The 12515-nt window shown below is 44.8% G+C and carries 13 protein-coding genes and 1 riboswitch; of the genes, 7 read left to right on the top strand and 6 right to left on the bottom strand.

The features are described from left to right. Window position 1: 1 nt before the first annotated feature. The 4 genes from thiM to AC0VX7_RS05095 all read right to left on the bottom strand — a co-directional run bounded on the left by thiM (window position 2) and on the right by AC0VX7_RS05095 (window position 2134). Window positions 2-817: a hydroxyethylthiazole kinase gene (gene thiM, locus AC0VX7_RS05110; protein WP_475426964.1), complete on the bottom strand. Its 816-nt coding sequence runs from the start codon at window positions 815-817 to the stop codon at window positions 2-4. Window positions 818-833: 16 nt separating this feature from the next. Further along, a complete protein-coding gene (locus AC0VX7_RS05105; protein ID WP_215035914.1) occupies window positions 834-1595 on the bottom strand; it encodes a 3-oxoacyl-ACP reductase in 762 nt (253 codons plus the stop codon). 76 nt (window positions 1596-1671) lie between these two features. Next, window positions 1672-1781: riboswitch (TPP riboswitch) on the bottom strand. A 67-nt stretch (window positions 1782-1848) separates the two neighbouring features. Beyond that, window positions 1849-1992, bottom strand: a complete 144-nt coding sequence (locus tag AC0VX7_RS05100; protein WP_475428234.1) for a hypothetical protein — start codon at window positions 1990-1992, stop codon at window positions 1849-1851. Window position 1993: 1 nt separating this feature from the next. Then, entirely contained in the window at window positions 1994-2134 is a 141-nt protein-coding gene (locus tag AC0VX7_RS05095) for a hypothetical protein (RefSeq protein WP_475426963.1), read from the bottom strand. A gap of 123 nt (window positions 2135-2257) precedes the next feature. On the opposite strand from AC0VX7_RS05095, the gene pepT reads away from it, so the two are divergent. The 7 genes from pepT (at window position 2258) to AC0VX7_RS05060 (ending at window position 10274) form a co-directional block, all read left to right on the top strand. Further along, window positions 2258-3490 carry a peptidase T gene (pepT, locus tag AC0VX7_RS05090; protein ID WP_475426962.1) on the top strand — a complete coding sequence of 411 codons (1233 nt, stop codon included), beginning with the start codon at window positions 2258-2260 and terminating at the stop codon, window positions 3488-3490. A 257-nt stretch (window positions 3491-3747) separates the two neighbouring features. Beyond that, window positions 3748-4611, top strand: coding sequence for a LiaG family protein (liaG, locus tag AC0VX7_RS05085; protein ID WP_475426961.1), 864 nt, complete (start codon window positions 3748-3750; stop codon window positions 4609-4611). A gap of 417 nt (window positions 4612-5028) precedes the next feature. Next, window positions 5029-6798, top strand: coding sequence for a LytS/YhcK type 5TM receptor domain-containing protein (locus AC0VX7_RS05080; protein ID WP_475426960.1), 1770 nt, complete (start codon window positions 5029-5031; stop codon window positions 6796-6798). Further along, on the top strand, window positions 6767-7498 hold the full coding sequence (locus AC0VX7_RS05075) for a LytR/AlgR family response regulator transcription factor (protein WP_475426959.1): 732 nt from the start codon (window positions 6767-6769) through the stop codon (window positions 7496-7498). The genes AC0VX7_RS05080 and AC0VX7_RS05075 overlap by 32 nt, the downstream gene beginning before the upstream one ends. Window positions 7499-7658: 160 nt before the next feature. After that, window positions 7659-9110, top strand: coding sequence for a carbon starvation CstA family protein (locus AC0VX7_RS05070; protein ID WP_475426958.1), 1452 nt, complete (start codon window positions 7659-7661; stop codon window positions 9108-9110). Between the two features lie 2 nt (window positions 9111-9112). After that, window positions 9113-9265 (top strand): hypothetical protein, encoded by a 153-nt coding sequence (locus tag AC0VX7_RS05065; RefSeq protein WP_475426957.1) that lies wholly within the window; start codon window positions 9113-9115, stop codon window positions 9263-9265. A gap of 70 nt (window positions 9266-9335) precedes the next feature. Continuing rightward, window positions 9336-10274: a ketopantoate reductase family protein gene (locus AC0VX7_RS05060; protein ID WP_475426956.1), complete on the top strand. Its 939-nt coding sequence runs from the start codon at window positions 9336-9338 to the stop codon at window positions 10272-10274. Between the two features lie 244 nt (window positions 10275-10518). On the opposite strand, the gene buk is transcribed toward AC0VX7_RS05060, so the two are convergent. Then, window positions 10519-11577 carry a butyrate kinase gene (buk, locus tag AC0VX7_RS05055; RefSeq protein ID WP_475426955.1) on the bottom strand — a complete coding sequence of 353 codons (1059 nt, stop codon included), beginning with the start codon at window positions 11575-11577 and terminating at the stop codon, window positions 10519-10521. A gap of 10 nt (window positions 11578-11587) precedes the next feature. Next, window positions 11588-12514 carry a phosphate acyltransferase gene (locus AC0VX7_RS05050; protein WP_475426954.1) on the bottom strand — a complete coding sequence of 309 codons (927 nt, stop codon included), beginning with the start codon at window positions 12512-12514 and terminating at the stop codon, window positions 11588-11590. Window position 12515 lies beyond the last annotated feature (1 nt).

Genomic DNA, 12515 nt, shown 5'->3' with positions numbered 1-12515 from the left:
TTCAATCGACCTCCTGCTGATCAAAAGAACTTTTTCTATTAATCTCCTCTTCGTTGACAAGGTATAGCTGGTTCAAGAATTCAACCTGGAAACTCCCCGGCCCCCGTTCTGCATATTTTTCTGCAGCGATTTCTGCTGCCACTCCATATGTGGTTACTGCAGCTGCTCCTGCCTTGAGCAAGTCTTTTTCAACAGCTGCAAAGGCCCCAATTACAGATGTAAGCAGGCAGCCAGTTCCCGTCACTTTCGTCAGCAGCGGATGCCCGTTATGCCCAATAAAAGTGGTCTTGCCATCTGTAACAATATCTTCTTTGCCAGTAACCACGACAATTGTCTTGAGTTTTTCCGCAGCGGATACGGCCAACTTGAAAACATCCCCGCCAGATTCTCCCGCATCAACGCCGCGTATGCTCCAGCTTTCTCCCGCAACATTCGCAATCTCCGCCGCATTTCCTCGGATGATCGAAACCTCTAATTCTTCCATAAGTCTTCTTGCCGTTTCGGTACGATAGGTGGTAGCCCCTGCACCAACCGGATCAAGAATAATCGGCACTCCCTGTTTATTTGCCGCATTGCCCGCAATCAGCATAGACTCTACGACTTCTGGCCTCAGCGTGCCGATATTGAGAACAACACTCCCGGCTATCCTCGCCATTTCGGCAACCTCCTCTTGGGCATATGCCATTACCGGGGACGCCCCAAGAGCCAGCAAGCCATTGGCGGTAAAATTGGTGACCACAACATTGGTAATGTTATGGACGAGCGGATTCTCCCTCCGAACTTTTTCAAGCAAACTAGCAATCTCTCTTGCCTCCATGTAAAATCCCTCCTTCTTAATCCATCACAAGGCCGCCGTCAACGACCAGATTTTGTCCGGTAACCGCACGTGCCCATGGTGATGCAAAGAACAATATCACATCTGCAGCTTCAGCCGGTTCGGTCACCTTTCTAAGCGGTGTTGATGATTCGATGAGCTCGAATATTTCCTCCGAAGTAGCAGAGCTTGCGTCGGTCTTTTTAAGTAATCCTCCGGAAACCATATTGACAGTAACGCCATATTTCCCGAGATCACTTGCCATATTCCTGGTGAACCCCAACAAGGCAGCTTTACTTGTTGTATAGTCGTGATAAGCGACAACCGGGTTCTGGAACAGGTTCGTGCCAATGTTGATGATTTTGCCAAACTTTAATTCTTTCATGTCTGGAAGTCCCGACTGTATCGTATTCAATGCACCGCGTATCGCTCCCTCAAGCTGCTGATGATAGTCCTCCCAGCCAACTGCAAAAGCATCCTTGTTTGCCACAGGGTCAAATTTGAAATTCACAAGAGCGTTATTCACAATTGTCGTGATAGGAGAGCCAAAATGCTCCTTTGCCTGCCTGAACATGCTTTGAACCTGTGCTGGGTCTCTTACATCCGCCCCTACAGCAAGGGCATTCTCACCAATCATTGCTTCCAGATCCTTTGCCTTTTCTTCGTTCTGGAAATAGTTAATAACGACTCGCGCACCCTCCCTTGCAAACGCCTTTACCGTTTCTGCCCCCAGTCCCCGGCTTCCGCCAGTCACTAGAACAACCTGATCTTTTAGTTTCATTGATAAAACCTCCTTGAAAAAATAAAAAAGCCAGATCCTTGAAAGGACCTGGCTTAAAAGCAAAGTAAGAAAGAAAACATCTCTCACACTACTTTCCTACGCTGGTATTACCCAGATCAGGTCCGAAGGGTTAAAAGACTTAGCGTCTTTCTCTCAGCCCGCAGCAGGGCACCCCTAGTAGTAAATCGAATATTCAATTGTCTTTATCCTAGCCTTAACTCTTTTATATGTAAAGTGAAAAGTTCATATTCTGCTATTCTTCGTTATTTAATAAATCTTTGATTTCTTTTAGCAGCTCATATTGTTGATCCTGTTTTTTCATGATTCTGTCAGCCAATTTTTCCAGCGTTTTCGTGATGGACCACAGGAACAATAACAAGAGTGCGATGATACCCAATTCATTCATCCTTATCAACTTTCCCTTCTGCAATATCATCAAATGGAGTATAGTTGTTGCTCGGCAATTTTCCGGATGTGATTATTTTATAGATCGAATAAAACACGACAGTCAGGACAATGGCGGTTAATATATATCCCATAATTCCCCAGCCTCCTTTTCACCATTATACCTTAAAAATTGAATTTTGAGATTCCTTTAAAATGGCGTTTCTGATGTTCTATGCTAATATGAAAATATACATAGTAATGGGAGTTGAAAGTATATGAAGAATGAAATCATCGAAAGATTCACCTCATATGTCAAAGTGGACACCCAGTCGAATGAAAACAGTGAAACCACTCCATCGACAGAAGGCCAGTTGACTCTTGCCAACATGCTTGTCGAGGAATTAAAAACGATTGGAATGTCAGAAGTGACGATTGACGGGAATGGTTATGTGATGGCGACACTTCCTGCCAATACCGATAAAGAGGTTCCAACAATCGGATTCCTTGCCCATGTCGATACGGCAACTGATTTTACCGGCAAAAATGTCAATCCGCAGGTTGTGGAAAACTTCGATGGAAATCAAATCAACCTGAATAAGGAACAGAATATTATCCTTTCGCCTGCCGATTTCCCTGAGCTGCCTCAGTATAAGGGCCACACATTGATTACGACTGACGGCACTACTCTGCTCGGCGCGGACAATAAGGCTGGAATCACCGAAATCATGACAGCGATGGCTCATTTGATCAAGCACCCGGAAATCAAACATGGCAAGATCCGTGTCGCGTTCACACCAGATGAGGAAATTGGCAGAGGACCGCATAAGTTCGACGTTGAAGCATTCAATGCGAAGTTCGCTTATACCGTTGATGGCGGACCGCTTGGCGAGCTGGAGTATGAAAGCTTTAACGCAGCAAGCGCCAAGGTGACTTGTAAAGGCAAAAACGTCCACCCTGGTACGGCAAAAGGAAAAATGGTGAACTCAGCGAAGATCGCCATGGAGTTCAACAGCAAGCTTCCAGCAGAAGAAGCACCTGAGCATACGGAAGGATACGAGGGCTTCTTCCACCTCAGCTCGGTCAACGGTGATGTGGAGGAAACAACCCTTCACTACATCATCCGTGATTTTGACCGTGACAACTTCCAGTCGCGGAAGGATTTAATGCAGAAAATCACCAATGAATTGAGACTGACATACGGCGAGACCCGGGTCGAACTTGAAATGAACGATCAGTACTACAACATGAAGGATAAAATCGAGCCGGTAAAAGAAATCGTCGACATTGCTTATGAGGCAATGGAAAACCTCGGCATCAAGCCGATTGTCAAGCCAATCCGCGGCGGCACAGATGGTTCGCAGCTTAGCTATATGGGATTGCCGACACCAAATATTTTTACAGGCGGAGAGAATTTCCATGGAAGGTTCGAATATATCTCTGTGGATAATATGGTGAAATCCGTTGAAACCATTGTAGAGATTGGCAAACTTTATGAAGCAAAAGCTTAACTAATAACAACAAGAAGCCAGATTCCCGACTGTGAACGGAATCTGGCTTTTTTTGGCTCTTTTCGTAAAATTTGTTGCTTTCTTAACCTGTATAAATGCAATTTTTTTCTGAGGTCTTCTCGAAAAGAGCCCCGATGATCGACTTAACTCAAAATCCGCCTCAGGTCCTATCCGGATTTAAATCGGAGGGGCATTGGGGAGAAGAATGTTTTGCCGTATTCTGAATATAGAATGAGACCTGAGAGGAGATTTTTAAAATGAAACGGATTTTGGTTATTTTCCTGTTGATTACAGGGGCTTATATCGTTTGGAACTATATGTTTGATGGCAGCGGAGTTAATTTTGCAAAAACGGATGACGCGGTGAAGGTGACCAGCGCAACAGAAAATATCTCGATTGATATCTCCAGTGTCGAGACGATGATTGTGGCAGAAGAGCGGGACGATGTTCGTGCCGAGCTAAAGGGCAAAGGTACGGTAAAAGTTGATAAACATGGCGATGAGATTGAGGTTGCTGTTAAACGCAAAGGCTTCTTCTGGTTCAACTGGTTTGAGTTGGATAAAACGTCTCTGACAGTTTATATACCTGAAGACTATGAAAAGAATATGCAAATCAAGCTCGGCTCAGGTGAAGTGGTATTCAAAGGAGATTCGATCGACTCTCCGATGAAGCTAAAGAATCTTGCGATTGAAATCGGATCAGGCAGCATGGTTTTGGAGAATCTGGATGTAGAATCACTTGAACACCAAAGTTCATCAGGCGAAGCTGAATTCAACTCAATTGCTGCGAGGTCTGGTTCATTTGAAGTCAGCTCCGGAAGCGTCCATGTCAAAAACTACTCTGGCAAGCTTGAGGCAGATGTGTCATCGGGTGAGCTCAAAATCCAGATGGATTCATTGACAGATGACGTTAACTTAAATGTTAGCTCAGGTGATATCGAGCTGGATTTGCCAGATGAAGCCGATTTTACATTGAACGGAAAAATAAGCAGCGGTGACATATCGAGTCAATTCCCGCTTCAAAACAAAGAAGAATCCGATAACCGCCTTCGCGGCAAACAAGGCAGTGGTAAATACGAAATCAACGCTGATGTATCGAGCGGCGATATTAAAATATTCTAGCCACTCATATTGGCGAACTGGAAAAAATGAAGTGTAATTTCCAGTTCGCCAATATAATTAGATTATCGCCAATAAAATTGTGAACATCGCCAATATAATCTGATTATCGCCAATAAAATTGTGAACTCCGCCAATATAATCAGATTTTCGCCAATAAAGTTGGGAAGCTCAAACTTAGAGAGCCTATCTCCCTATAATTTGATTAAAAAAAACTGCTGATTATTTCCAAAACGCTATAAAACATTGTTTTTCGCTATATAAATAACAATTTCGATATAAAACCGGATTAGAAAACCTGTATTCAACCGAAACAAAGCCTGGTTGCTGCTGACCGGGCTTCTTTTTGCATCTATATATCTTTGTTTTTCATCACTGTTCATTTAAAATGAATGCAAATACTTCCTGAGGAGTACGGTTATGTTCGAATTACTCATTACGATGCTGGAACGGCTTGGCATCATTGTGACAATTGCATTTATTTTAACAAGGTTCCGCTTCTTCCGTGGATTGATTTACCATGATTCACTGAATAGGCGACAGCAATACTTTGCGATTGTATTCTTTGGTTTTTTCGGGATTATCGGTACATATTCAGGCATGAGCTTCTCAACTGATACGCTACGGTTCGACCCCTGGACTGCCGACCTGGCATCGGATGAAGCGATTGCCAATTCCCGGGTTATCGGGATTGTGATTGCCGGTATGCTTGGCGGCTATAAGGTCGGAATTGGTGCCGGGCTCATAGCAGGTCTGCATCGTTTCACACTCGGCGGGTTCACTGCTCTTGCCTGCGGACTTGCGGCCATCGTTGCCGGAATCATTGCCGGCCGCTTTCAGAAGAAGAAAAACAATGTCAATCTGAGTACAGCCTTCCTGGTTGGGGCAATTGCCGAAACGGTGCAGATGCTGATTATCCTTTTGATTGCGAAACCTTATGATCAAGCGCAAACACTCGTCGAAATTATCGGTGTTCCAATGATTATCGCAAATGGCCTTGGGTCTGCTTTATTTTTGATGGTGATCAAGAATGTTGTTTCCGAAGAAGAAAAGACTGGTGCGATGCTTGCGCAAAAAACATTGCGAATCGCCGACCAGACACTCGCATACTTGCGCAAGGGCATCAATCAGGATTCAGCCAGGGCAGTCTGCCAGATTTTACACAACGAGGTGCAGACTAGTGCGGTCGCAATCACCAACCAAACTGAAATCCTGGCCCATATCGGTCTTGCTGATGATCATCATCGCTCAACAAGTCCAATTCAGACGCAGATTACGAGGGATGTACTGAAAAGCGGCAAACTTGTCGTCGCCAATGATGAAACGATCCACTGCCGCGAGCAAAGCTGCCCTCTTGGCGCTGCGGTGATCGCACCTTTAAAACTACGCGACGAAACAATTGGCACACTCAAGTTTTATTTTAAATCTGAAAAAGAAATCACCAATGTCGTCATTGAGCTGATTTCCGGCCTTAGCAATCTGCTTAGCAACCAGCTTGAAATTGCCGAAGCCGAAAAAGCCTATCAGCTTGCCAAGGAAGCAGAGGTAAAGGCTCTGCAGGCACAAATCAGCCCTCATTTCCTTTTCAATACCATGAATGTCATCACCTCGCTGATCAGAATTGATCCTGCAAAAGCTAGGATGCTGCTTGTCTCTCTCTCCCATTTCCTGCGTCAGAACCTGACCGCGACGACAGTATCGATGACAACGCTTGAGCAGGAATTAGCCCATGTTAAAGCCTATCTATCTATTGAAGAGGCCCGGTTTGTAGAAAAACTGAAGGTTACCTATGATATTGAAGATGACGCTTTGCCTGTAAAAATTCCACCGCTGACGCTACAGCCAATTGTAGAAAACGCCGTAAAACATGGAATCAAGAATATGGATCATGACTGCCAAATTCATATAGAGATTCATAAAGTCGATAACAGCACGCTAGTAACGGTGAGAGATAATGGACAGGGAATGAGTAAGGAACGGATCAACCAGTTAGGCAAACAAATAATTGATTCTGAAACAGGCAGCGGAATCGCACTTTTCAATGTGAACAGAAGGCTTACGATGAATTTCGGGGAAGAGGCCTCACTGCGGATTGATAGCGAGCCAGGAAAAGGCACAAAGATTTCTTTTACGATTCCACAAGCGGAGGAATTTTTAGATGGACAAGATGATACGTACTCTAATCGTTGATGATGAATTGTACAGCAGGGATGAGCTGAGGCACTTATTGCAATCCTTCCCTTCCATCCAGGTTGTCGGGGAAGCTGAATCAGGTGAAGCTGCGGTCATGAAGGCCCTGCAGCTCCATCCCGATGTCGTCTTCCTTGATGTCGAAATGCCGAAAATGAATGGGATGGAAGCAGCAAAAGCGCTGATGGAATTAAAGAAAACACCGCTGATTGTGTTCGCAACCGCCTATCCGCAATTTGCTGCAGAGGCTTTTAGATACGAGGCAGTTGATTATTTGCTTAAACCCTATGACGAGAATCAGCTGATGGAGACGGTTCTCAGGATTGAGAAGCATTTCCTGATGCCCGCCGAACAAGAGTCAGGCAAGCAAACTGGCAAGCTTGCCGTTGAAGGAGACGGAGAAATCTTCTACCTCGACCCGAAGGATATCCTTTATATATCGAGAGAAGAAAAATACTCTAAAATCGTCACGAAAGCAAGAGAATACGAAACAAGAATTCCCTTGAAGGATCTTGAAACGCGGCTTACGCCATACTCTTTTTTCCGCATTCATAAAAGCTATATTGTGAACCTGGATTATGTTATCCGCCTTACCCCATGGTTCAACGGAGCCTATCAACTGGAAATCGAAGGTGAGGATGAAATGCTGTCAGTCAGCCGGAATTATGTAAAAGCCCTGAGGACCAAGCTAGAATTATAACTTCTCTTAAAGCATCTTAAGGATGCTTTTTTGCATTTTAATCGACAATTTTTGCACGTTAGGCTCATTTTCCTGCATCTTGTTCACAAAACAGCCATAATTTCTCCTTCTCTATTATACTTAATGAAAACGCATACATTATACTTTGAGGAGGTTCCATATGTATACCTTTCTAGCTGGTATCGCACTTTTAATTATTGGTTATTTTACGTATGGCAAGTTTGTAGAAAAGGTTTTCGGCGTGAACGAAGGTCGTTCCACTCCGGCTTATACACATAAAGATGACGTTGACTATGTGCCAATGTCCACAGCAAAGAACTCTCTGATCCAACTTCTTAATATTGCTGGTGTTGGACCTATTTTCGGGCCGATCATGGGAGCGCTTTACGGACCGGTTGCCTTCCTTTGGATCGTTCTTGGCGCAATTTTCGCTGGTGCTGTCCACGATTACCTTACAGGGATGATTTCAATCCGTAACCGAGGCGCTCACCTTCCTGAACTTGCAGGAAAATTTCTTGGCAAAGTCATGAAGCATGTCGTTAACGCATTCGCCATTCTTCTTTTACTTTTAGTTGGAACCGTTTTCGTTACAGCTCCAGCTGGCTTGCTTCACAATTTGATGGATGGAAAAGTAACAATGGGCCTTATTATCGGGGCAATCTTTATTTACTATATTTTAGCGACATTGCTTCCTGTTGATAAAATCATTGGCCGCTTCTACCCGATCTTTGGCGCATTGCTGTTGATCAGTGCAATCGGAGTAGGCGCAATGCTTGTCATCACTGGTGCACCGATTCCTGAATTATCTTTAACGAATTTCCACCCTGGTAATGCAGCGATTTTCCCGCTATTGTTCTTAACAATTTCATGTGGCGCTCTATCAGGTTTCCATGCAACACAAACACCGATCATTTCACGTACAACGCAAAATGAAAAGAATGGCCGCAAGATTTTCTACGGCATGATGATTGCTGAAGGTGTCATCGCAATGATCTGGGCTGCTGCTGCAATGAGCTTGTTCGATGGCTACAACGGTTTGAACGACATGCTTGCAAACGGCGGACCTGCTGCTATCGTAAGTGAAGCTTCAACAGCGATGCTTGGTGCAATTGGCGGAACTCTTGCAGTTCTTGGTGTCATCGTACTTCCAATCACATCAGGTGATACTGCTTTCCGTAGTGCGCGTATGATTATTGCTGACTACTTCAATTTTTCACAGAAGAAAATCGCTAGCCGTCTATGGATCGCTGTCCCATTATTCGTTATCTCTTTCGCTCTTACAAAAGTGGATTTCACTCTTCTTTGGAGATACTTCTCCTGGGCTAACCAATCAACTGCGGTAATCGCGCTGTGGGTTGGTGCCATGTACCTGTTCATCGCCAAAAAGAACTACTGGATCGCCGTGATTCCTGGTATGTTCATGACAGCAGCTACGACTTCCTACATCCTTAATGCACAAATCGGATTCGGCCAGTCGCTGACAGTATCCAATATCGGAGCATTCATTGTTACAGTCGCCATCACGGTTATTTTCTTTAACGCTGCTAAAAAAGCACGAGCTAAAAATATCCCGCTCGACGAAGATATTTCAAACTATAACAAGGTGGCGTAACGATGAGCGGATGCTGCAGTCCTGAATACCGCAAATCGGTCAATGAGAAGGAAAGCCAGGTGAATGAGAAAGGGAAAGAGCAGCTTCCCCTTTTCGCTAAAATCATCATTGTTTTCATTACTGCAGGAGGGCTGCTCGCAGCCTATCTTGTATAATAATAAGATAAGGATTGTGCACGCTTGATTCCAGGCGTGCACTTTTACATAGTCTAGGAGGTTGATGGATATGAAAATATTAATCGTGGGAGCAGGAGCAATTGGCGGTTACTTCGGCGGCCGCCTTTTGGAAAAAGGAGAAGATGTCACATTTTTGGTCCGCGAGAAGCGAAAGCAGCAGCTTCGTGAAACTGGGTTGGTAGTGGAAAGCATTCATGGAGATATGCATTTTCCGGAGCCTAAGACTATATTGGCAGGAGAAAACGCGGAACCATATGACGCTATCCTTGTTTCCACAAAGTCCTACCATCTGGGAGGCGCGGTAAAGAGCATCCAGCCTTATGTTGGAAACGAGACGATGGTTCTGCCATTATTGAACGGAATTGCGCATCTTGATGTGCTGACGGAAACTTTCGGGGCTGAAAAGGTAATTGGAGGCCTATGCTTTATCGAGACAACCCTGACTCAGGATGGAAAAATAGTTCAAACCAGCCCGATCCATGATTTAGTGTTCGGTGAACGGAATGGTGGAAAGACTGAACAAATTTTACAGCTGGAAGAAGCATTTAACGGAACGAAAGCAAACTTCCGACTTTCTGAAAAAATTGAGCAGGAAATGTGGCACAAATACTTATTCATCACTTCGATGAGCGGCATCACCTCCTTATTTAGATCACCGATTGGTCCTATTCGCGAACAGAAGCATGGCTGGAAAACAATCGAGCGTCTGGTCCTTGAGACGGCGGCTATCATGGAGAAAATCGGCGCGCCGCTTGCACCAGGAGCTGTGGAGGCTACCCTTGGAAGAATGAAGGAAATCGGCCATGGAATGAAATCCTCTCTGCAGCGCGATATGGAAAAGTCACTGCTAACAGAAGGCGACCACCTCTTTGGCTACTTGCTGGAGAATGCTGAGCAGTCAGGAATGGCGGCGTCGATCCTATCTGCCATTTATGCTAATGTGGAAATCTATGAAAGTGGACTTGATGCTGGAAAAAATCCGCGATAATTTCCAGTTTGCGAATAAGAGGGTGTTTTTTGCGAATAAAGTTGTTTATTTGCGAATAAACTCTTATTTTTTGAGAATAAACTTCATTTATTTGCGAAAAAAATGTCAATAACTCTATTTACTTGTGAATAAATCCTGGCTTTTTTCGATTAAAATGCTTTTTTTGTGAATAATTCCACTGTTCTAGTCAAAAAAAGTGCCTGAGCCTTTATGTGTCCTCACAAAACACATTGGCTCAGGCTTTTTAATAGATTTTCGCATGTTCCTGCCCGTTCATCACTCTAAAAGCACCTGCAGACAGGGCTTCCATTTCGGCTTCACCAGGCAGCACGAAAACTTTTCCTAGAAAACTGATTTTCTCCTGAATCAAACCTGTAATCATATCTGAATGGGTGATTCCCCCGGTAAGGATGATTCCGTCAATCTTCCCTTCAAGTACCGTGGCCATGGCACCAATTTCTTTTCCTATCTGATGTACCATAGCTTTTAAAATTAGACCGGCATCCAAGTCACCCTCAACTACCCGATTCTCAACTTCTATAAGATTCTTGTTACCGAGATAGGAATACATCCCACCCAGCTTTGTCATCCTCTGAAGCAATTCTTTTTCCGTATAGTTCCCTGAAAAGCAAAGCTGGACAAGCTGTTTTGCCGGAAGACCGCCTGCCCTCTCAGGAGAGAACGGTCCCTCATTTTCAGCATTATTAACATCAATGATCCTGCCATTCCGAAGTGCAGCGACTGAAATGCCGCCACCTAGATGGGCCACAACAAAACTGGTTTCAACCAAGTCCATCCCGATCTCAGCTGCAATTTTACGGGAGACTGCCTTGATATTTAAAGCATGAACATGGCTTTTTCTTTCGATATCAGCGAGGCCGGAAATTCTCGCTTCATCAATCAGTTCATCCACACATACAGGGTCAACGATATAGGCAGGTATTTGATGAGTTCCAGCTATCTCCGCTGCGATAATGGATCCCAGGTTCGATGCATGATTGCCATATTTGCCTGAGCGTGCATCATCTAGCAGATGGTTATCTACAAAATACGTTCCACTGTCCATTGGCTTCAGCATGCCGCCCCGGCCAACGACCGCGTCGAGCTCTGAAGCCTTGAATTCCTTCAAACGTAAAGCCTCCATAATGGACTCAAGCCTGTATGGCAGCTGGTCGGCTAGTTCCGGCAGCTTCATGATTTCAGCATCCGCATGACGGATGGTTTCTTCAAAAAGTAATTTTTCGTCTTCATAAACTGCTAGCTTGGTAGAAGTGGAACCTGGATTTATTGCAAGGATTTTCATGATAACTCTCCTATCTTCCAACGCTGACCGTTGTATTGGATGCCGCAACGACGGCCAGTGCAATCGAAGCCAATTTTGCCTCTGCTGTATCTGACCGGGAGTTTAATACGAGCGGTACTTTCGCACCCAGCACGATTCCTGCCATCGTTCCCTTCGCAAAATATGTGATCGCCTTGCCAAGGAAGTTTCCTGCCTCGATTGTTGGGACAATGAGCAGATCGGCTGCTCCCTCAAGCTCACTTTCCAGTCCTTTATGCAGAAGAGATTCCCTGCTGATGGCGAGGTCCAGCGGAAGCGGTCCTTCTATCAGCAGATCCTGGCTCGATTCATTTTTAATCAGCATGGCCAGATGGTCAGCTTCCACGGTCACTGGCATCTTCTCGCTGACTCGTTCGTTCGCTGCTAAAATTGCTACACGCGGCCGGTCCACACCAATTCTGTCGAGGAATTCGACACCATTTAGGATGATTTGCTTCTTCTGCTGAAAATCTGGCGCTATATTAATACCGCCATCACTCATACTAATAAGCTGATCAGCACCCGGGATGTCAAACACGGAGATATGACTGATAACAGAGCCAGTTTTTAAATTGAGCTCCTTATGAAGCACCCCTTTTAAAAATGGAGTGCTATTCACAAAGCCTTTCATGATTACCTGCACTTGAGCATCGCTAGCCAGTTTTGCAGCAATAAACGCATTTTCATTTTCAGTATAGGCCGGATAAACAGGGTATTCCTCAACAGAAAAGTCGAGTTCCCTTGCCAGTTCAAAGATTTTTTGCGGGTCGCCGACTAGATACGGCTCAATGATTCCGAGTTCCACTGCGGCTTTCACAGCTTCGAGCACATCCAAATCGTGTGCAGCCGCAACGCTCATTTTTACAGGCGGCCTTGTTCTCGCAGCATCAATGACATCTTTAAAGCTTTTATAGCGCATG

The sequence above is a fragment of the Mesobacillus sp. QJM3NY_10 genome, from assembly GCF_056173465.1.
The sequence above is the reverse complement of the archived record's forward strand: the minus strand, read 5'-3'. Positions and strand labels throughout refer to the sequence as shown.